The sequence below is a fragment of the Cupriavidus sp. DB3 genome (assembly GCF_020418465.1).
In the GTDB taxonomy this organism is placed as follows: domain Bacteria; phylum Pseudomonadota; class Gammaproteobacteria; order Burkholderiales; family Burkholderiaceae; genus Cupriavidus; species Cupriavidus cauae.
In genome coordinates this window covers 722180-743190 of record NZ_JAIZPL010000002.1, presented here as the reverse complement: position 1 = coordinate 743190, position 21011 = coordinate 722180, and the positions used below count along the sequence as shown (strand labels likewise).

General features: G+C 69.1%; 17 protein-coding genes. 11 read left to right on the top strand and 6 right to left on the bottom strand.

The window, feature by feature from the left end:
- The first annotated feature begins 297 nt into the window (after positions 1-297).
- The 3 genes from K7G19_RS09085 to K7G19_RS09075 all read left to right on the top strand — a co-directional run bounded on the left by K7G19_RS09085 (position 298) and on the right by K7G19_RS09075 (position 5348).
- The gene (locus K7G19_RS09085) at positions 298-1020 is read left to right on the top strand and encodes a Crp/Fnr family transcriptional regulator (RefSeq protein ID WP_006577453.1); all 723 of its coding nucleotides are present in this window, start codon (positions 298-300) and stop codon (positions 1018-1020) included.
- 27 nt (positions 1021-1047) lie between these two features.
- Positions 1048-3426, top strand: a complete 2379-nt coding sequence (locus K7G19_RS09080) for a polysaccharide biosynthesis tyrosine autokinase (protein ID WP_370639512.1) — start codon at positions 1048-1050, stop codon at positions 3424-3426.
- 122 nt (positions 3427-3548) lie between these two features.
- A complete protein-coding gene (locus tag K7G19_RS09075) occupies positions 3549-5348 on the top strand; it encodes an alpha/beta fold hydrolase (RefSeq protein WP_226106918.1) in 1800 nt (599 codons plus the stop codon).
- A 74-nt stretch (positions 5349-5422) separates the two neighbouring features.
- Here K7G19_RS09075 and K7G19_RS09070 read toward each other — a convergent pair whose 3' ends face one another.
- The 5 genes from K7G19_RS09070 to K7G19_RS09050 all read right to left on the bottom strand — a co-directional run bounded on the left by K7G19_RS09070 (position 5423) and on the right by K7G19_RS09050 (position 11311).
- Positions 5423-5941 carry a hypothetical protein gene (locus tag K7G19_RS09070; RefSeq protein ID WP_149318577.1) on the bottom strand — a complete coding sequence of 173 codons (519 nt, stop codon included), beginning with the start codon at positions 5939-5941 and terminating at the stop codon, positions 5423-5425.
- 274 nt (positions 5942-6215) lie between these two features.
- The gene (locus K7G19_RS09065) at positions 6216-8459 is read right to left on the bottom strand and encodes a polysaccharide biosynthesis tyrosine autokinase (protein WP_149318576.1); all 2244 of its coding nucleotides are present in this window, start codon (positions 8457-8459) and stop codon (positions 6216-6218) included.
- Positions 8456-8920 carry a low molecular weight phosphotyrosine protein phosphatase gene (locus tag K7G19_RS09060; RefSeq protein ID WP_226106917.1) on the bottom strand — a complete coding sequence of 155 codons (465 nt, stop codon included), beginning with the start codon at positions 8918-8920 and terminating at the stop codon, positions 8456-8458. Before K7G19_RS09060 ends, K7G19_RS09065 begins: the two co-directional genes overlap by 4 nt.
- A 9-nt stretch (positions 8921-8929) precedes the next feature.
- Positions 8930-10024, bottom strand: coding sequence for a polysaccharide biosynthesis/export family protein (locus tag K7G19_RS09055; RefSeq protein WP_149318695.1), 1095 nt, complete (start codon positions 10022-10024; stop codon positions 8930-8932).
- A gap of 354 nt (positions 10025-10378) precedes the next feature.
- Positions 10379-11311, bottom strand: a complete 933-nt coding sequence (locus K7G19_RS09050) for a DNA-binding response regulator (protein WP_149318574.1) — start codon at positions 11309-11311, stop codon at positions 10379-10381.
- 847 nt (positions 11312-12158) lie between these two features.
- On the opposite strand from K7G19_RS09050, the gene K7G19_RS09045 reads away from it, so the two are divergent.
- From K7G19_RS09045 to K7G19_RS09020, 6 genes are all read left to right on the top strand, one after another.
- A complete protein-coding gene (locus K7G19_RS09045; protein ID WP_150082810.1) occupies positions 12159-13364 on the top strand; it encodes a glycosyltransferase in 1206 nt (401 codons plus the stop codon).
- A gap of 20 nt (positions 13365-13384) precedes the next feature.
- Complete coding sequence (locus tag K7G19_RS09040) at positions 13385-14146, top strand: ChbG/HpnK family deacetylase (protein WP_226106915.1); 762 nt, start codon at positions 13385-13387, stop codon at positions 14144-14146.
- Complete coding sequence (locus K7G19_RS09035) at positions 14143-15090, top strand: glycosyltransferase family 2 protein (protein ID WP_149318571.1); 948 nt, start codon at positions 14143-14145, stop codon at positions 15088-15090. The genes K7G19_RS09040 and K7G19_RS09035 overlap by 4 nt, the downstream gene beginning before the upstream one ends.
- Positions 15091-15121: 31 nt before the next feature.
- On the top strand, positions 15122-16267 hold the full coding sequence (locus tag K7G19_RS09030) for a glycosyltransferase family 4 protein (RefSeq protein WP_226106913.1): 1146 nt from the start codon (positions 15122-15124) through the stop codon (positions 16265-16267).
- 151 nt (positions 16268-16418) lie between these two features.
- Positions 16419-17339: an NAD(P)-dependent oxidoreductase gene (locus K7G19_RS09025; RefSeq protein WP_226106912.1), complete on the top strand. Its 921-nt coding sequence runs from the start codon at positions 16419-16421 to the stop codon at positions 17337-17339.
- Complete coding sequence (locus K7G19_RS09020; RefSeq protein WP_226106910.1) at positions 17332-18501, top strand: glycosyltransferase family 1 protein; 1170 nt, start codon at positions 17332-17334, stop codon at positions 18499-18501. The genes K7G19_RS09025 and K7G19_RS09020 overlap by 8 nt, the downstream gene beginning before the upstream one ends.
- Positions 18502-18601: 100 nt before the next feature.
- On the opposite strand, the gene K7G19_RS09015 is transcribed toward K7G19_RS09020, so the two are convergent.
- Positions 18602-19159, bottom strand: coding sequence for a putative colanic acid biosynthesis acetyltransferase (locus K7G19_RS09015; protein WP_149318568.1), 558 nt, complete (start codon positions 19157-19159; stop codon positions 18602-18604).
- Between the two features lie 152 nt (positions 19160-19311).
- Between K7G19_RS09015 and K7G19_RS09010 the strand changes: the two genes are divergently transcribed.
- Positions 19312-20184 (top strand): MBL fold metallo-hydrolase, encoded by an 873-nt coding sequence (locus K7G19_RS09010; protein WP_150082807.1) that lies wholly within the window; start codon positions 19312-19314, stop codon positions 20182-20184.
- A gap of 180 nt (positions 20185-20364) precedes the next feature.
- The gene (locus tag K7G19_RS09005) at positions 20365-21009 is read left to right on the top strand and encodes a hypothetical protein (protein WP_226106908.1); all 645 of its coding nucleotides are present in this window, start codon (positions 20365-20367) and stop codon (positions 21007-21009) included.
- Positions 21010-21011 lie beyond the last annotated feature (2 nt).

Sequence of the window (21011 nt, the reverse complement as noted above, 5' to 3'; positions counted from 1 at the left end):
GCGCAAGCCAATCCCCATCACAACGCGCGCAGGCATCGCCGCTGCGCCGTGCCAAAAGGTTGCACCGCTGTAACGCGGCTCCCTCCCGATTCCCACCTACCGAAGGATGAGCAGGTTTCAGCCGTGCGGCTACTGTTGGGCGTCCCACAGATGGAACTTAATGGAAGCACGCAAGCCGCACCGCGTCGCCGTCATGGTCAGCATCGCTGTCTCGTGGTTGTGACGGACGTCGTCGATGGGTCCTGGTGCGAGGCGGGGGAAAAACAGCAACAAAAAGGACAAGAAGGGAGAACAGAAATGATCGGTCAACGTTCGGATTTGCACGTCAACCACCTGCTGGCCTCGCTGCCGCGCAAGGAGTGGGAGACGCTGTCGGGTCATCTGGAGCTGGTGCGGATGCGTGCGGGACAACTGCTCACCGACTCGGGTCAACGCATCCACCATGTGTACTTTCCCACCACGGCGATCGTGTCGATGCTGTCGCTGCTGGAAAACGGCGCGACGGCCGAGATCGCCGCGATCGGCAACGAGGGCCTGGTCGGCATTCCGGTGCTGACCGGCGGCGACACCATGCCGTGCCGCGTCGAGGTGCGCACGCCCGGCTTTGCCTATCGGCTGTCGGCGGGCACGCTGCGCCAGGAGTTCATGCGCTCGCCGACGATCCAGCGCGCCACGCTGCTGTACGTGCAGGCCGTGCTGACGCAGATCGCGCAGACCGCGGTCTGCAATCGCCATCATTCGCTGAACAAGCAGCTGTGCCGCTGGCTGCTGCTCGCGCTCGATCGCATGGCGACCAACGAGTTGGTGATCACGCAGCAGGTCATCGCCAACATGCTCGGCGTGCGCCGCGAGGGCGTGACCGAGGCCGCCGGCAAGCTGGAGGACCTCGGCCTGATCCATCACAGCCGCGGCCATATCACGGTGCTGGATCGTCATGGGCTCGAAGCGCATTCGTGCGAATGCTACAAGCTCGTCAAGCGCGAGTTCGACCGGCTGCTGCCGGCCCTCGCCGAAGCGTGAACTGCGCCAGTGCGTCAGGAGATTGCCGTGGACAGGTTGTCTTTCGCCGGAACGATGCCGGCTCCCAACGTGGTGCCGCAGCGGCCGGCCGGCTATGCGCGTGCGCTGCAGGATCGCGCCGGCCTGCTGGTCGGTGCGACGCTGGCCGGCGCCGCCGTGGCCGGACTGGCCGCGTTGACGGTGCCGCCGCGCTACGAGGCCGCGGCGCTGATCCAGGTCGCGCAGCCTGACGTTGCGGTCGCCGGCGCACCGGGCGCGCCGTCGACTCCCGCGGCCGGCTTCGACGCCAGCATTCTGAAGAGCCGCGCGGTGGCCGCGCCGGTGATCGAGCAGCTCAGGCTCGGCATCACCGCCGAGCCCGTGCGCGCGCCGCTGGTCGGCGCCCTGGCGGCACGCCTGTCCGAGCCGGGACAGGTGCGCGGCGCCTGGCCGCCGGGGATGGGCTATGCATGGGGCGGCGAGCGCATCGCGCTCGATACGCTGGCGGTGCCCGAGCGGCTGCTGAACAAGCCGCTGACGCTGGAGGTGCTCAGCGGCGGGGCGTTTCGCTTGAGCGATGGCAACCGTACGCTGCTCGAAGGCCGAGTCGGCGAGCCGGCGGCGGTCGATGGCGTCGAGGTGCTGATCTCGCGCATCGACGCGCGGCCGGGCACGCGCTTCACGCTGATGCGGCGCGATCCGGTGGCCACGGTCGACGCCGTCGCGAACCAGCTCAAGGTCAGCGAAATGCCGGGCGGCACCGTGCGGCTGTCGTGGCAGAGCGGCGATCGCAAGCAAGCCGCCGATCTGGTCAACGGCATCGCCGACGGCTACATCCGCGGGCAGACCAGTGCGCGGCGCGGCGATGCGGCCGAATCGCTGGCCTTCCTCGCGGCCGAGCTGCCGCGCGTGCAGGCCGAGCTCGAACGCGCGGAGGCGGCGCTGACCCGCTACCGTTCCCGCTCCGGCTCGATCCAGCCGACGCAGGACGCGCAATCGTATCTGCAGGGCAGCATGGAGTACCAGCGCCAGATCGCCGCGCTGCGGCTCGAGCGTACCAAGCTGCTGCAGCGCTTCACCACCGATGCCAACGAGGTGAAGACCGTCGACAGCCAGATCCAGCAGCTGATCCGGGAGCGGCGCGAGCTCGACGAGCGCATGCAGAACCTGTCGCTGTCCGAGCGCGAGTCGGTGGCGCTGACGCGCGACGTCAAGGTGGCCGAGGACATGTACATGACCCTGCGCCGCAAGATCGAACAGCTGTCGCTGGTGCAGGCCGACCGCAGCAGCGCGGTGCGCATCGTCGATGCGGCCGCGGCCTCGACCGTGCCCGTCGGTGTCGGCCCGTGGCCGGCGGCGGTCGCCGGCGGTGCTGCCGCGCTGGTGCTGGCGATCGGCGGCGTGATGCTGCGCCGGCGCGTCAAGCCGGTGGTCGCCGATGCCAACGAAGCGGAGGCGCGCCTGGGCCTGTCGATGCTCGGCGATGTCGCCTTCAGCGACGAGCAGGCCGAACTGGAGCGCCAGGCCGAGCTCGAACGGCGCTTCGGGGCAATGGCGGCGATGGGGCTCGCCGATGCCGCGCGGCAACGCCTGGCCGCGCCCGCGCCTGGCACCGCGCTGGCCGAGGCGCAAGGCGGTGTCGATCCGCAGGCCGGCGCTCGCAATGGCAACGGGCTGCACGATCGCTTCCTGCTGGCCCGGCGCTCGCCGCATGCGTTGGCGGTCGAGGGGTTGCGCAGCGTGCGGGCCTCGCTGTACTTCGGCCTGCGCGGCGCGCCCGATACCGTGCTGGCGATCACCAGTCCCGCGCCGGGCGCCGGCAAGACCTTCGCCGCGGTCAACCTTGCGGTGCTGTTCGCCGAGGCCGGACAACGCGTGCTGCTGATCGATGCCGACATGCGGCGCGGCAAGGTCGCAACGTGGTTCGGCCAGGCCGCCGAGCCGGGACTGTCCGACGTGCTGGCCGGCCGCATTCCGGTGGGCGCGGCGGTGCAGCCGACCGTGGTCGCGGGGCTGTGCATCCTTGGCGCCGGTGCCACGCCGGTCAATCCGTCGGAGCTGCTGATGCTGCCGACGCTGAAGGACGCGCTGCAGCAGTGCAAGGAGCGTTTCGACCTGGTCATCGTCGATACGCCGCCGGTGCTGTCGGTCGCGGACGCGATGCTGATCGCCAGCCTGGCGGGCTCGACGCTGCTGGTCATGCGCGCCGACGTGACGCTGCCCGGCCAGGTCGACGACACGCTCAAGCGGCTCTCGCGCGCCGACGCGCGCATCGCGGGCGGCATCATCAACGGCGTGGCGCAGCGCCGCAGCAACCGCGCGGACTTCGCCACCATCAATCCGTATCTCGGCATGCCGCTGCCACCTGCAACGCCGGCGGCCCGCGCCCTCGAACGTCCCGTGGCTGCCGCGGCGGGCAAGGCGTGAAGCGGGCAGCGTACCCGTTTCTGCGTAGACGCTGCGCACGATTGCAGAGTCAGTAAGACGGTTTCGAGAAGGCATGCGCGGGCGCTTGCCCGCGCGCCTTCTCGGCATCCGGGGGAAGACCGATGAAGCGAGTGGCGTTCGACCACTGCGTCGGCTGGCTGCATGCCGGCCCTGGCGCAACCGGCGTGGTGCTGTGCGCGCCGTGGGGCCACGAAGCGATGTGGTCGCATCGCGCGTGGCGGCATCTGGCCGCGGATCTCGCCAGCGCCGGCATGCCGGTGCTGCGCTTCGACTATCCCGGCTGCGGCGATTCGGCGGGAACCGACGGGGGTCCCGATCGGCTCAGCGCCTGTGCGCACAGCATCGTGCGGGCCGTGCAGACGCTGCGCACGCATACCGGGGTCGAGCGCGTGGTGCTGTGCGGTCTGCGCCTGGGCGCGACGCTGGCCGTGCTGGCCGCCGAGGCAATGGCCGCCGACGGAGGGCAGCGTCCCGAGGGACTGATCCTGCTGGCACCGCCGGTGACCGGCCGCGCCTATCTGCGCGAACTGCGCGCGCTGCAAGGCAGCTGGTGCAATAACGCGATCCCCGATATTCCGGTCGCGCCGCCGCGCGACGGCAGCTGCGAGGTGCTGGGCTATCGGCTGCCGTCCGATGCGGTGGCCTTGCTGGAGAGCCTGCGGCTGGAGCGCCGTGCTACCTGCCCCGCGCCACGCGTGCTGCTGCTCGATGCATGGCCCGGCGGCGGTTCCCCGGTCGCCGCTCTGGCGGGCCGCTATCGCGCGCAGGGCGCGCAGGTGACGCGGCTCGACTTCGACGAGTATCCCGCGATGATGCGCTCGGCGGAGAACAGCAGCGTGCCCGAGCAGGCGTGGCAGCAGATCGCACAATGGTTGGGCCCGGCCGCTTCGGTCGCGCGCCGGGCCAAGCCGTCTTGCGATGTCCCGGACGATGCCGTGTTGCGCGTCGAGGGGATCGTGGAGCAGCCGGTGTGGCTCGATGGCGGCCGTCAGTTCGGCGTGCTGTGCACGCCCGAGGACGGCGCCGATACGAGCGGCATCGCGGTGCTGTTTCCAAACACCGGCGGCAACCACCATGTCGGCGATTGCCGGCTGTTCGTCACGCTGTCGCGCCAGCTCGCCCATGCCGGCGTGGCGGCATTGCGGCTGGACGTATCGGCGCTTGGCGACAGCCCGCTGGCCGCGCGCACGATGCGGATCGCGGCGCTCTATGGCGAGCAGCCGTGGCGCGATGTCGCCGCCGCGGCTGCGTGGCTCAAGGCGCGCGGCTACCGGCGCGTGGTCGCGGCCGGGGTTTGCTCGGGCGGCTTTCTCGCGCTGCAGGCGGCATTGGCGGCCGCGCCGATCGATGGGCTGGTGCTCGCCAATCTGCTCAAATTCCGCTGGGACAGCCGGGACGGCGGCAACGGGGCAAATGCCGAAGCCGAAGCCGACGCCGATGCGCAGCCGCAATCGACGCGGGTCTACCTGGCCGCCGCGCGCAATCCGGCGCAATGGCTGCGGCTGCTGCGCGGCGAGATCGATCCGTGGCCGCATGCCGCCGCACTGGCGCGGCGGTTATTGTCGAGCCGCGCCGGCGCCGAGCCGGGCACGCAGGACCTGGACGTGTATGCGCGCGAGGCGATGCACAGCCTGCAACGCCGCGGCGTGCGCGTGGATCTGCTGTATGGGGCGGGGGATATCGGCCTGGAAGAAGCGCGTGCGCGCTTCGGCCGGCATCTGGAGGCGCTGGCGCCGATGAGCGGCATTCGCGCCCATGTACTGCCGCGGCTGGACCATTCGCTGTTTCTCGCGGAGAGCCGCGCGCAATTTGCGGCTTGCCTGATGCGGCATCTGGCGGCGTCCGGGGCGCCGGTGGCGGCGACATCCACGTCTTCGCTGGCCGCGTCTTCGGCCGCTTAGCCCGCGGGCCCGCCCCCGCAGACCCCGGACTGGCGCTTGGCCTTCGTCCGGGGCCAGGGGCGGCCCGCGACGCATCAGCGCGCCGGCGGCGTGGTCAGTTCGCGCTTGGCCTCCTCGTTGGCCTCGCGCATCTCCTGCTTGCGTTCCTGCTTGGCGGCCTTCACTTCCTGCTTGTATTCCTGCCGCGCTTCGGACTTGCGCTCGCGGTACTCGCCGCGTGCCTCGGCGCGTGCCATGCGCCGCTCGACCAGCGGATCGAGCTTCGGCTGGAGCTGGTAGACGCCCGGGCCGTACGGCGTGGCGACCATGCCTGCCGGAACGCTGCCGGGAGCGGGGCCGGTGGTCGGCATGGTCGAGGCCGCGCCGGCGGGTGCCATCGTGCCGGCACCGGCGCCGGCGCCAACACTGGCACCAGCGCCAGCGCCGACACCAGTACCACCGGCGCCAGCGGCGGCGCCCGCGCCAACGCTGGTATCGGCACCGGTGCCGGTGGAGGGCGCCATCGGCGCCTGCGCAAAGGCGGTCGCGCTGATCAGACCCGCGGCCAGCGCCGCCAGGGCGGTTCGGGTGCGCACAGTCAGGTTTCGGGACATATCGGACCTCTTGAGTTGTTATCGAACGAAGCCCGCGGCCGATGGGGCCGCGGGGACGACGGTGGCGGCACGCGATCGAAGGATGCTGCCGCCCGCTCGATTTTTGATGGCAAGCGCTCGTCGCCGTTTCCGCCTTTCAACAACTCCTTACAAATGGCCGAAAGACCGACAGCGCGTTCCTACGCGGCGCGCGCCGGCTGTCCTACAAAACGCCGATCCCCGCGCGCGGCGGGGATCGGCGTTGATACGACGGTAGGGTGCCAGCCCGTGCGGATCAGGCGCGCTTGGCCTTGATCGCGCTGTACTGGTTCATATAGCGATACTTGCCGAAGTGGTAGTGCGAGCGGTACCAGCGGCCTTCCACATGCAGGCCGTTGAACAGCACGCCCTTGACGTCGCCGCCGGCATGGCGGATTGCCTTGTCGGTCGCCTGCAGTTCGCTCGCCGTGGTGACATCGGCGCGCGCCACCAGGAAGACCGCACCCGCCCTGCTGGCCAGGATGCCGGCATCGGCCGCCGCCAGCACCGGCGGCGAATCGATCAGCACCACGTCGTAGCGCGACTTCAGTTCATCGATCAGCGCCTCCATGCCCGGGCTGTTCAGCATGTCGGCCGGCTGTGGCGCCTGCGTCCCCGTCGGGATGAAATCCAGCCCCGGCGCGACCTGGCGCTGCACCACCTTGTCCAGCGGCGTGCCGAGCAGCACGTCGCTCAGCCCCGGCGAGCGGCGCGAGCCGAAGCGGTGGTTCAGGCCGCCGCGGCGCAGGTCGGCGTCGACCAGCGCGACGCGCTTGCCGCCGGCACCGAGGATCGCGGCGAAGTTCGCGGCGATGAAGGACTTGCCGACGCCCGGTGCGGGGCCCGTGATCACCACGATGCGGTTGCGGCTGCCGACCAGCGCGAACTGCAGCGCGGTGCGGAAGCTGCGCAGGCTTTCCATCGCCGGGTCCTCGGGCTCCTGCAGCGCGAGCAGGCCAGGCAGCGGCCTGGCGCCGCCGAACTTGCGCGCCTGCTGCTGGCTCTGCGGGATCGTCGCGTAGACCGTCAGGCCGGTATGCTGCTCGATCTCGTCGGCATCGGTCAGTCCGCCGTCGAGCGAGCGACGCACCACCACCATCAGCAGGCCGGCCAGCACGCCCAGGCCCACCGCCACCGCGACGATCAGCGGGCGATTCGGCCGCACCGGCTTGAGCGGCACGCTGGCCGGATCGACCAGGCGCGCGGTGCCGACCTTGCTCGCCTTCATCAGCTTGAGCTGCTGCACGTCGTTGAGCAGGGCCTGATACAGCTCGGTATTGACCTTGACGTCGCGCATCAGGCGCAGCACGTTCTGCTCGACATCGGGCAGGCGCTGGATGCGCCCGGTGACGCCGTTCAGCTGCGCGGTCAGGCTGTCGATCTGGCTGTCGATCGCGGTGATGCTGGGGTGGTCGCCGACAAAGCGCATCGCCAGTTCCTGCCGCTTCTGCTTCAGTTCCTGCAGGCGGGTCTGGATCTGCACCGACTGCGCCAGGATCAGCTTCGATTCCTCGCTCAGGTCCACCGTGCCGCGCTGGTTGCGCATCGCGTTATAGCGCGATTCGGCGGCCTCGACCTGCTGGCGCAGCTGCGGCATCTGGCCCTGCAGGAATTCGAGCGATTTCTCGGCTTCGGCGGCCTTGCGGCGTACGTTCTGCTCGACATACTCCATGCCGATCTCGTTCAGGATCGCCGCGGTCAGCTGCGGCGAATCGCCTTCGAGCGTGACGCCGATCACGCCGCTCTGCTTGCCGCGTTCCATGATGTGAAGCTGCTGCTGCAGGCGGGCGATCGCGGCCAGCCGCGGCAGATGGCGCAGTTCGAACTGCGCGCCGGGACGGCCATCGAGCTTGCTGATGGTCAGGTTGACCGGGCCGTAGGCCGTCTTCACCGTCAGCGGCTCGCCGACCTTGCCGTTGGCCCGGGCCGGATCGCTGGCGAAGCTGACGCGGTAATCGCCCTTGCCGAGCGCGGTCACCGTGATCTTGCGCTCGTCCATCTCGGCCGGCACCGTCAGCTCGCTGACCGCGATCGATTCGCTGCCCCAGGCGAATCCGCCCCAGCCGAACAGGCCCGGCTGCGACAGCTCGCTGTTGTTCTGCGCGATCGCGCGGCCCACGATCGGGAAGTAGCGCGGCGACGCCTCGATGTTCAGCATCAGGTTGTCGACCGCGCGCCCGACCACCATGCGCGACTGCAGCAGCTCGATCTCGGCGGAGGCGGCCGACTTGACCTCGATCACCGGCGAGATCTGCGCGGCCACGCGGTTGGTCGCCGCGGTGGTGTTGGTGCTCTCCTCGACCTGCACCATGATGTCGGCGCGATAGACCGGGCGCGCGATCAGCGCATAGATCGCACCGAGCGCGATGACCAGGCCCGCCACCGTCAGGAAGGTCCAGCGGTATCGCGCCAGCACGTCGAACCAGGAGGTCAGATCGACCATGCCATCGCGCTCGTCGGCGCGCTCGGAGTGGGTGCTCCGGATGTTGTTGCTATTCATGATGCCTCCCCGTGACATTCGGCCGGCGCAATGGCTCTTATGCGTACCGACCAGGATTCGATGCCCGTCTTGATCAAGCCGAGTGCGATGGCGAACATGCTGTGCGAACCGCCGAAGGGATCGGGCACGTCGGCCGCGATGAACTCGCAGATGCGATAGACGCGGCCGCGTGCATCCGGAAACCGGCGCTCGACCTCGTCGCGCTGCTCGAGGTCCATCACCAGCACCAGATCGGCCCAGTCCACCAGCTGCGTGTCGACGACGCGGGCGCGATGCCCGCGCAGTTCATGCCCCTCGGCGGCCATCAGCGCGATCGCGCACGGATGCGCCGCCGCGCCGACCGGCGGTGCCAGTCCGGCGGAGGCCACCTCGCACGTTGGCAGCGCCTGCCGCAGCAGCGCTTCGGCCATCGGACTTCGACAGGTATTGCCGATGCAGACCACCAATATGGTTCGGATCATCGCGCCCGCCTATCGGACCACGCCGGCCGTGCCGATCACCGGCTGGGTCGACGGAATCAGCAGGTTGATGACGCGGCTCCAGCGCACCAGTTCGCGGGCATCGACATAGACGACGTCCTTCGGCTCGAGCTCGAATCCTTCTGCGATGGCCAGGGCCACCGGCGAGCTGCCGTCCAGGTGGAACACCTTCGGCTCTTCGCCGGCGGTGGTCTTGCGGATGACGTAGATCTGGTCGGCGCTGGCCGAACTCGGATTCACGCCGCCGGCATCGCCGAGCGCCTCGTTCAGCGTCATGCGTCCGTTGCGCATCAGCAGCGCGGTGGGCCGCAGCACTTCGCCGGTCACGAACACCTTGCTGTCCTCGCGCTGTTCGACGCGCACGATGTCGCCGTTGCGCAGCAGGATGCGCGACGGGTCGACGCCCTTGGCCAGCAGCGCCGGCATGTTGATGTACCAGCTGCGCTCGCCGCGCGTCACGCGGATGCGGCTGCTGTCGCCGGTCTGCGTCAGCACGCCGCCGGCGCGGTTCAGCGCCTCGACCAGCGTCATCGGCGCGTCGTCGATCGGCAGCATGCCGGGCGTCTTGACCTCGCCGTCGACATAGACGCGCTGGCTGCGGAAGGCCAGCACGCGCACCGTCATCTGCGGGTCGCGCACCACGCGCGACAGCGCCTTGGCGATCTGGTCGCGCACCTCGTTGGCGGTCTTGCCGCCAACCTTCATCACGCCCGCGTACGGGAACTGGATGTCGCCGTTGGGACTGACCACATAGCCGGGCACGTTGGCGCTGCCGCCGGTGGCGGGCAGCTCGTAGGCCTGGCCGATGCTGTAGGTCTGCGTCGGGAAGACCAGCTCGGGGTGGTCCCAGACCACCACCGAGATGATGTCGCCCGGGCCCACGCGATACGGCTGCGGCGCGGCGAACAGCTCCTCGACGTTCTCGTTCTCGCGGCGCGAGTTGTTGCGCAGCTCGCGCACCAGGTCCATCGTGATCGGCGTGATCTTGGGCACCGCATCGGGGCCGATGGCGGAGACCGGCGCCTGCTTGTCGAAATACATGCCCGGCGAGCTGGCGCAGCCGGCCAGCAGCGCCGCCGCTCCCATCGCGCCGGCCGCGACCAGCCCCGCCACTGCTCGACCGCGGCGCACACTGCGTGGACCGCGTTGCTGATGCTGTTCCAATGCTTTCATGGCAACCTCCCCCACTGCGACTTGCACATGGACACGCGCACGGCCATGTCCCCCGGATGCTGCCATCGTGTCCGCGCAGGCACTGGGTATCGGTGCGTTGTCACACATTTGATGCGGAGTGGATCGGGAGCCCAACGCAAGGGGAACGAAAGGGGTTGGCGAGGACGCGCTTGCCAGTGTTCGAACTCGCGCAAGCGCGCGTATCACGCAAAAAAAAAAACGGGCCGGATTTCATCCGGCCCGCCTTCGTTCGAACCCCGCCTGGCGTCAGCGCATGCCGCCTCCGGCCTGCAGCGGCAGTTCGGTAATCTCCGCGCGTTCGTTCGCCGGACGCGGCATGCGCGTGACCGACGCAACCGGCGCCGCGCCGTCGCCGTTGACCCATTCGAGCTTGGCACCGCGTTGCAGCGCGGTGTAGACCGCCTCGCCCTTGTTGCGCACCTTCAGACGCTGGTACAGCGTGCAGGCGTGGCTCTTGACCGTGGCCACCGAGATATTGAGCATGCGGCTGACGGTCTTGATCGGATGGCCGCGCGCCAGCAGCACCAGCACCTCGTACTGGCGCGGCGTGATCTGCAGCATTTCGGCTTCGTCGTAGTAGGTCGCTTCCGCGCTGCCGGTGTCGACCGGTGCGGGACGCGGCGCGGCCGCGGCAGCGTGCGGCGGCACGATGCCGCTGCGCGAAGACGCCGGCATCGCGGGATGCGGCGACACGGTGGCGCTGCCCGTCATCGTGGGGCGCACGCCGAGCGAGGGCGGCGCGACCACCGGACCCCCATAGCCGGCCGGCAGCGAGGACGACAGCGTGCCCGCCGCGCCGTTGCCGCGCACGAAATAGCCGCCCACCATCGCCAGGCGAATGGCCGCTTCGAGCACGGCGAGCGAGGCGGACTTCGGCAGGCAGCCGCACACGCCCTGCGCCATGGCGGCAGCCGGAACCTGCAGCGGCACCATATCGGAGAGCAGCAGCACGCGCTGGGCGTTGAGCACGCGGCGGACCTGGGTCAGCAGTTGCCAACCGGCGTCGACATCCTGCGGCATGCCGAACACCATCAGGTCGGTATCGCCGTCGGTGCCGTCAAGAAGAGAGACATCGGCGGGATCGATCGCGATGACCTGATCGATCCCCTCGATGCGCTCCAGCATCTGGTGCAGGCCCAGCCGGAGCAAGGGATGGCTTTCAATCAACAGTGCATTCATGTTCTTTTTCCCCCGTATCTGTGGGCGGAAAACAGGTAAATACACTGGTGAATGCAGTTGCCTCATCGCAGGCGACTTCCCGGCGAAGCGGCTCAGGCCTTCCCCCCGTCTGTCGGTCTCGGCATCACCAGGCCACTGTGGTGCGCCGGCCCCGATAGCCGACCCTGTTCCCCACCCCAAAACATTTATCTTTAATCCGTTTAGGGCATCTTATGGGTTGAGTCAGTCGAAATCAAGTCACCTCCCAGGGACCCGGAAGGATGGGATTACCCCCACTTTTCATAATCCGGTAACCCTTGATCCATAAGCGTTTCCAGCCTCCCCAAATGGGTGAGAATAAATGCGCCCATTAGAGTTTCAATAATGAAACAACGCTCGTTCGATAATGTTTCAGCGTTGAAACTCGTGTCATCGCCGATGGCGTTCCCATCGCAGTAGATCCAGCCTCGCCCGGGCCATCGATACAGCGCTGAAACAGCAGCGGCCCGCACCGTCACGGATCGCGCCGCGCACACGGACGGGGCCCCGCGAACGGGGGGCCCGCCAAATGGATGAGTGGGTTCTCCACCATCAGGATGATGACCGCGAGGCAGGGCGCATCGTCCCTCCCTCCACCCTGCTTCCACCCTTCTGCCGCCGTCCTGCCGCCGTTCGTGCGGAGGGCATCCGCCCGGCGCGGGACCCTGTCGCGCCACGCCCGCTGGGTGCGCCAACGAACAGAGCTTGCCCATCGCGCTGCCTACGCTTTGTGGCACGGAGCGCCGCCCGCCAGCACGGCGCGTCTTGGCGCGGCATGTTCGTCGCTGTGCGCCATCCCATCCTGCTGCATGCCGATACGGTCAGGGCCATGAAGCTTCTTCACATCATTGCGACTATCAATCCGGCCGGCGGCGGCCCGATCGAAGGCTTGCGGCAGTTGCGCATGCCGCTGGTCGAACGCGGCGTGCATGTCGATGTCGTCTGCGGCGACGATCCGAATGCGCCATGGGTGCGCGAGAGCGAGCTCAACGTGATCGCGCTGGGGCCTTCGAAGGGCATCTACACCTATAACCCGCGCCTGCTGCCGTGGCTGCGCGAACACGGCACGCGCTACGACGCGGTCATCATCGAAGGTCTCTGGCAGTTCCACAGCCTGGCCGCGCTCTGGGTGCTGCGCGGCAAGGTGCCGTATTACGTGTTCACCCACGGCATGCTGGACCCCTGGTTCAAGACCCGCTATCCGCTCAAGCATCTGAAGAAGCTGGTGTACTGGCTGCTGTTCGAGCGCCGCGCGCTGCGCCATGCCACCGGGGTGCTGTTCACCTGCGACGAAGAGCGCCGGCGCGCGCGCCTGTCATTTCCCTGGTACCACTGCACCGAACGCATCGCGTCCTATGGCACCGCGCAGCCCCCGGCCGACGACGGCACGCTGCGCGCGGCCTTTCACGCGGCCTTTCCGCAGACCGAGGGCAAGCGCATCGTGCTGTTCTTCGGGCGCATCCACGAGAAGAAGGGCTGCGATCTGCTGATCGAGGCCTTCGCGCGCGTGGCGAACGTCGATCCCGCGCTGCAGCTGGTGATTGCCGGCCCGGGCGCGCCGGCGTTGCGCGAGGACCTGGAGATGCTGGCCGAGAGGGTCGGCGTCGCCCCGCGCGTGGTGTGGACCGGCATGCTGTCCGGCCCGCAGAAGTGGGGTGCCTTCCATGCCGCCGAAGTGTTCTGCCTGCCCTCGCACCAGGAGAACTTCGGCGTCGCGGTGGTCGAGGCGCTCGGTTGCGGCGTGCCGGTGCTGATCTCCGACAAGGTCAATATCTGGCGCGAGATCGAGGCGGACGGCGCGGGCATCGTGCGCACCGACACGGTCGACGGCACCGAACAGGCGCTGCGCGAATGGCTGGCCGCCGACGCGGCCACGCGCGCGCGCATGCGCGCCGCCGCGCCGGCCTCGTTCGCGCGGCGCTTCCAGAGCAGGCAGGTCGGACAACGCCTGCTCGACATCATTCAGGGCCGCGCCGATGGCGCGCCGCCGGCCGACCGCGATTCCGGACCGGCGCTTTCGCATGCGGCCCCTTAGCGGTTGACCGGGAGACTGACATGCGAGAACTGATCCTCAATGCCGACGATTTCGGCTGGGATGCCGATACCTGCGACGCCACCATTGCCTGCTTCGAGGCCGGGCTGCTGACCAGCGCCACCATCATGACCGGCCGGCCGGCGTCGCAGCAGGCGTACGACTACGCGCGCCGCAACCGGGGGCGCTTCTCGTTCGGCCTGCATTTCAACATGGTCGACGGCCATCTGCCGCATGCGGGCCGGACCTCGTCGCTGTGCACGCCCGACGGGCGCTTTCGCGCCAGCCATCGGCAGCGCGTGCGCGCGCTCGCCTGGATGCTGTCGGAGGACGATATCGCGCGCGAGTTCCGCGTGCAGCTCGAAGAGCTGCGCGACCACGGCGTCGAGGTGACCCATGTCGACAGCCACGGCCATCTGCACAAGTTTCCCATCGTGATCAGCGCGCTGCGCACCGAACTCGAACGGGCCGGCCTCGAATGGGTACGGCGGCCGCAGAACTTCTACTTCACCGCCAATCCGCGCCAGGCGGTGATGAACAACTATTGCCAGCGCTACTTCAACGGGCTGCGCCATACCCATTACTACGGCGCGATCAATCACGACAACACCGACTGGGCCGCGCGGCTGCCGGAGCTGCTGCGCGACGGGCTCACCGAGATCTCTGTCCATCCCGGCTTTGCGGAGCCCTGGCGGCGCTGCGAGACCGAACCGCTGGTCAGCGCCACCGAGTTGCGCACGGCGCTGCAGCGCGCCGGCATCGCGCTGCGGAGGTACGGCCAATGACCGCTCCGCTGGCCCGTAGCCTGCCGGCGCAGGCGGTGACGCGTCCCGATACGCCGCAGGCCGCCGCCGACGGCGCGCATGCCGTGCCGTGCAAGACCGCCAAGGTGTCGGTGCTGATCCTGACGCTGAACGAGGAGAAGAACCTCGCACGGTGCCTGGAGTCGGTGTCGTGGTGCGACGATGTCGTCGTGCTGGACTCGTACAGCACGGATCAGACGCTGGAGATCGCGCGGCGCCACGGCGCGCGCGTGTTCCAGCGCAAGTTCGACAACTGGTCGGCCCATCAGAACTGGGCCAACGAGAACATCGACTTCAAGCATCGGTGGGTCTACTACTCCGACGCGGACGAAGTGGTCAGCCCGGAGCTGGCGGTGGAGCTGCGCGAGATCGCCGACCGGGTGCCGGGCGACGAGGCCGAAGCGCCCGTGGCCTACCGCGTGCGCTACAAGAACTACTTTCTCGGCAAATGGATCCGCTTCGCCGGCGGCTATCCAATCTGGGTGCTGCGCTTCTTCCAGCCGGACAAGGTGCGCTGGGAGCGGCTGGTCAATCCGGCGCCGGTGGTCGACGGGTCGGTCGGCTTCCTGCGCCATCATTTCCTGCACTACAGCTTCAACAAGGGCTTCGACGCCTGGTTCGACAAGCACAACAAATATTCGATGGGGGAGGCGCTGGAGACCATCCGCAGTCTGGACGAGGACAAGTTCCGTTTTTCCTCGCTGTTGGCCTCCGATCCGCCGGCGCGCCGGCGGGCGCTGAAAGAGCTGTCGTTCCGCCTGCCGATGCGGCCGGTGGCGCGCTTTCTGTACCTGTACCTGCTGAAGTTCGGTTTCATCGACGGGAAGGCCGGATTTCATTACTGCGTGCTGGTATCGATCTACGAATACATGGTGGTGCTGAAGGTACAGGAGCAGCGAAGACGGGCGATGCAGTTACCCCTGTAGCCGGCGTGCGCCGCCACCGCTGGAGAGAACCATGCGAGTGGCCTACGTGACGACGTACGACGCTTCCGATCCCCACGCCTGGTCGGGATCGGCAAGCTATATCCCGCGCGCGCTGCGCAGCAGCGCGATCGAGACCGAGGTGATCGACAAGGTCGACGAGGGGCCGGTGCTGGCCTGCCTGCTGCGCGCCAAGGCGCTGGCCTATCGGCGGCTGTTGCGGCGCGACTACCAGCGCGACCGCTCGCCGACGGTGGCGCGCCGCTACGCGCAGCGCGTGCAGCGCCGCCTGGAGGGCGCGCACTGCGACGCGGTGCTCAGCCCCGGCACGCTGCCGGTGTCGTGCCTCGACACGGACCGTCCGATCGCGATCTGGACCGACGCGACCTTCGACGGCATGGTCGGCTTCTATCCCGGCTTCAGCAACTTCTGCAAGGAAACGCTGCGCGACGGCCATCGGCTCGAGCAGCAGGCGCTGTCGCGCTGCCGCCTGGCGATCTTCAGCTCGGAATGGGCCGCGGCCACCGCGCTGCGCCACTACGACGTCGATGCGGCCAAGGTCAAGGTGGTGCCGTTCGGCGCCAACCTCGAATGCAGGCGCACCTCGCAGGATATCGAGCGGATCGTGCTGGGCAAGGACTACCGCGTCTGCCGGCTGCTGATGGTCGGCGTGGACTGGATGCGCAAGGGCGGCGAGACCGCGCTGGCCGTGGCGCAATGCCTGAATCGCCGCGGCCTTCCGACCGAGCTGCATGTGGTCGGCTGCCGTCCGCCGTACGAACCACCCAGCTTCGTCAAGCTGCACGGTTTCGTGCCCAAGAGCACGGAAGCGGGCCGGCGCCACTTCGAGCGGCTGATGAGCGAGGCCCATTTCCTGCTGCTGCCCTCGACCGCCGAGTGCTACGGCGTGGTGCTGGCCGAGGCCAGCTCCTTCGGACTGCCGTCGCTGGCCACGCGGGTCGGCGGCATTCCGACCGCGGTACGCGATCGCCGCAACGGCATGACCTTCGAGCTGCAGGCCGATCCGGCCGAGTGGTGCGACTACATCGAGCGCGTGTTCCAGTCCGCGCCGCACTATGGCGCGCTCGCCCGCGGCGCGTACCGGGAGTACGCCGAACGGCTGAACTGGCGCAGCGCCGGCGAGCAGGTCAAGCAACTGCTGCGCAGCCATTGCGCCTAGCGGCACGCGCGGCCGCCACACTGCGCGGGCATCCCACGAAAAGTAACTTGACCTTTTATGAGGTCGAGGCAACAGTGCGACGCCATGTTGGACGCTACATTGTCTGCACAAGAGGACCTTTGGTTCGCAACACGTTGCAGGGCGATCGACGATGACTGAAAAGACCGTACTGGTCACCGGGGCGAGAGGCTTCTTCGGCGGTTACGTCGTGGAGCACTATCTTGCCGCGGGCTGGCGTGTGGTCGGCCTCGGCCACGGCAGCCCGGGCAGCGCCTGCGCCGGCCGCGTGGTCTGGCACCAGGCCCCGGTCAGTCTCGAGCGCCTGGAGCGGCTGGAGATCGAGCCGGATCTGCTGGTGCACTGCGCCGGCGGCGGGTCGGTGTCGGCATCGCTGCGCGATCCTTTCGGCGACCACGCCCGCACCGTCGACTCGACCGCCGCCGTGCTCGAATACATCCGGCGGCATTGCCCACGCACCCCGGTGGTCTATCCGTCCAGCGCCGCGGTCTATGGCAACGCCGCGCATCTGCCCGCCAGCGAAGGCAGCACGGCGCCGCTGCGGCCGGCCTCTCCCTATGGCATGCACAAGTTGATGGCCGAGCAGTTGTGCGCGTCGTATGGCGCGCACTTCGGCGTGTCGGTGGCGGTGGTGCGCTTTTTTTCGCTCTTTGGCGAGGGGCAGCGCAAGCAGCTGCTGTGGGACGCATGCCGCAAGATCGGCCAGCGCGACGACCTCTATTGCGGCACGGGCGAGGAGAGCCGCGATTGGCTGCATGCCGAGGATGCGGCGCGCCTGGTGGCCGCGGTGGCGGCGCAGGCGTCGCCGGCCTGCCCGATCTACAACGGCGCCAGCGGCACGACCACCACGGTCAGGCAGGTGCTGACGCTGCTGTATCGGGACCTGGCGCCGTCGCGCCATCCGCGCTTTTCGCTGGCGGTCCGTCACGGCGACCCTTGCGACCAGTGCGCCGATATCGGTCATACGCTGAGCACCGGCTGGGCCCCGCAGATCCGGCTCGAAACGGGCGTGCGGCGCTATGCCCAATGGTTCGAGGCAGTGTGCGATGACTAGGGTCGGTTTCGTTTTCGCCTTCCAGGATCGCGGCTGGCTCGGCGGCATCAGCTACTTCCGCAACCTGCTGTGGGCGCTGCACACACTGCCCGGACGCACGATCGATCCGGTGATCCTGACCGGCGAGCGCACGCCGGCGGACCTGCTCGAAGGCATGCCGCCGCTGCCGGTTCATCGCACGGCGCTGCTCGATCGCCGCCGTCCGTGGTGGTACGTGCGCAAGGCCTGCCAGGCGGCAAGCGGCACGGACCTGCTGCTGGCCCGCTATCTGGCCCGCAACGGCATCGCGGTGCTGTCGCACCACAACCCGCTCGGACCGCGCGCCGGCGTGCCGACGCTGGGCTGGATTCCCGATTTCCAGCATCTGCATCTGCCCCAGATGTTCTCCGGCGAAGAGATCGCGATGCGCGACCGCCTGTTCGCGTCCTTGTGCCAGGGCTCGGCGCGCGTGCTGGTCAGCAGCCACGCCGCGTGCCGCGATCTGCAGCGCTGCTTTCCGGCGCAGGCGCATCGCGCCCGCGTGCTGCAGTTCGTGGCCAACATGAATCCGCTGGCGCCGGCGCCGCCGGTGTCCGAGCTGGAGCGCCGCTACGGCTTTCGCGGTCCCTACTTCCATTTGCCGAACCAGCTGTGGCAGCACAAGAACCACGGCATCGTGGTCGAGGCACTGCGCCTGCTGAAGCAGCGCGGGATCGAAGCGCTGGTGCTGTCGACGGGCCAGACCGCCGACCATCGGCAGCAGCCCGGCTATGGCCAGCGCCTGCTGGGCAGCGTCGCGGAGGCCGGCCTGCAGCGGAATTTCCGCTTCCTCGGCGTGGTCCCGCACGGCGATCTGGCCGGCCTGATGCGTGGCGCGGCCGCGCTGATCAACCCGTCGCGCTTCGAAGGATGGAGCACCACGGTGGAAGAGGCCAGGTCGCTGAACAAGCCGATCCTGCTGTCCGATATCGAGGTCCACCGCGAACAGGCGCCGCCACGCGGGGTCTTCTTCGCCCCGGACGATGCGCCCGCGCTGGCCGACGCGATGGCGCAGGCGCTTGCCTGTCCGGCCTCGTCCGAGAGCGACGCCGAGCAGGCGCGCCTTGCCCGCGACGACCTGGCACGGCGCCGTCGCCGCTTCGCCGAGACCTACCAGCAGATCGTGATGGAGTTGAGCGCCTGAGCGCCTGAGCAGTTGAACAACTGAGCTCCTGAGCTCGTGAGCGCGGCGTCGCGCCGCCGCGTCACCCTGCGCCGCGGCTCGGCGGTTCAGTCCCTGCGACTCAGCGTCCCTGCGGCTTGCGCGTGCCGATTGCCCGCGCCGGCGTACCGCCGTAGACCGTCCACGGCGTCGGCAGCGATTTGGTGACCACCGAGCGCGGCGCGACCACCGCGCCTTCCGGCACGGACACCCCCGGCGAGACGAAGCTCTCCGCGCAGATCCACACCCGCGGCGCCAGCGTGATCGGCGAGGCGATCAGCTGGAAGTTCGGGCTGTTGTAGTCGTGCGAGCCGGTGCACAGATGCGTGCCTTGCGACACCACGCAGTATTCGCCGATGTCGATGCGCTCGATGTTGTACAGCGTGACGCCGTCGGCCACGCCGGCATTGTTGCCGATGCGCAGATTCCACGGTGCCCAGATGCGCACGCCCGGGTAGACATGGACATGGCGCCCGAGCTGCGCGCCGAACAGCCGCAGCAGCGCGGCGCGCCAGGCGTGTGCGGGCCGCGGGCTGGGACGGAACAGGAACAGCCAGACCCAGTTCCAGATCTGCCGCTGCACGCGGTTCCCCAGCGAGAACGAGGGGCCCATGGTCGGATCGTCTTGCGTAATCAGCATCGGCTGTCCCGGTAAGCGCGCGGCGCGCATGGGACGATGGTGTGCCGGGACACGCCGACGGTCGGTGCGGCCGGTCACAGACCCCGCGCCGTGGATGCCCGGCGGCCTGGAATGGGACTTGCACGAGCGGTGGATCGTGCAGGAGACCATTCATGCGGATCCATCATCTGAACTGCATCTCGACTTGTCCGCTGGGCGGGCGCCTGATGGACGGACGTTCCCGTTCGATCCTCGAGCGCGGCGAGCTGGCCTGCCACTGCCTGCTCGTCGAGCTGCCGGAGTGCCTGGTGCTGGTCGATACCGGCATGGGGCGGCGCGACGTGCAGGACCCGCGCTCGCGCCTGAGCGGCTTCTTCCTGACGCTGTTGCGGCCCGATTTCCGCGACGAGATGACGGCCTACCGGCAGGTGGAGGCGCTCGGCTTCGATCCGCGCGACGTGCGGCACATCGTGCTGACGCATCTGGACTTCGACCACGCCGGCGGACTCGACGACTTCCCCTGGGCCACCGTCCACCTGATGGCGGCCGAGCGCGACTATGCGCGGCTGCAGCGCACGTGGCTGGACCGCCAGCGCTTCCGGCCGCAGCAGTGGTCGACGCAGGAACGCTGGCGCACCTACGCACCCGACGTCGGCGAGCGCTGGTACGGCTTCGACCGCGTCCGCACGCTCGACGGTCTGCCGCCCGAGATCGCGATGGTTGCATTGCCCGGCCATACCTTCGGCCATGCCGGCATCGCGGTGCAGGCGCAGGGCGAATGGCTGCTGCAGGCGGGCGACGCCTATTTCCATCACGGCGAGCTCGACCCGGTGCGGCCCTACTGCACGCCGGGGCTGCGCTTCTATCAATGGATGATGGAAAAGGACCGTGAGGCTCGCCTGGCGACACAACGGCATCTGCGCGAGCTCAAGGAACGGCGCGACGGCCATATGACGGTCTGCTGCGGCCACGACGTGGTCGAGTTCGAACGGCTGTCGCGGCGCTCGGCGCGCGTGCCGGCCCGCGCGTTTGCCACGGCGCCTTGATCGCCCCCGGGCGCCGATGACGCGCGATGCGCGCCGGCCCCAAATATGCAAGCCCGTGGAGCAATTTCTGCAAGCGCTGCAGCGCGGCGCAGGAGCCCCATGTTGCAGGTGGCTCGCAAATACCGGCATGCGGCTTGCGTGGCGAGCGGGTAGATCACCACGACAATCAGGAGGGACAGCATGAAACCACGAGATCTGCTGGTGGTGGCCGCGTCTTGCCTCGCGCTGGCGAGCCAGCTCGCGATGGCGCAGGGCCGCTCGAGCGGCGGCAGCGGCAAGGCAGGATCGACCGGCATGAGCGATAGCGCCGGCGCTGGCGCAGGTACCGCGGCCGGCGCCAGCGCTCCCGTCAGCGGCGGTGCGCGCGGCGCGGTCGGCCCCGGACAGGGCGCCCAGTCGAGCGTGCAAGGCAGCGCGCAAGGCAGCGGGCAAGGCGGGGCCCAGGGCGGCGCGCAAGCCGGCGCCGGCGGCTCCCGTCAATCCCGCGCCGGCGATGTCGAGCATGGCGGCAGTCCGACCACCGGTTCGCCGTCGGGCGGACGTCAGCCTCCTGGCAGCGCGAAGGCCGCGCCCGGCGGCGGCACAGGGAAGACCGCGGGGAACAACGCGGGCAACACCGCTGCCAACAGCGGCGGCGACGCGACCAGCGGCAAGCCGGCGAGCGGCTCGCGCCGCGCCGGCGGCGTGTCCGACTCGACCCAGGGCAGCAGCCGCGCCAGCGCCGGCGGCGGCAAGGCCAGCACGCCGTCCGGGGCGACCAAGGGCAGCGGCACATCGGATCGCGGCACGGGCGGGGGCGGCGTGACCAGCGGCAGTGACCGCTGAGG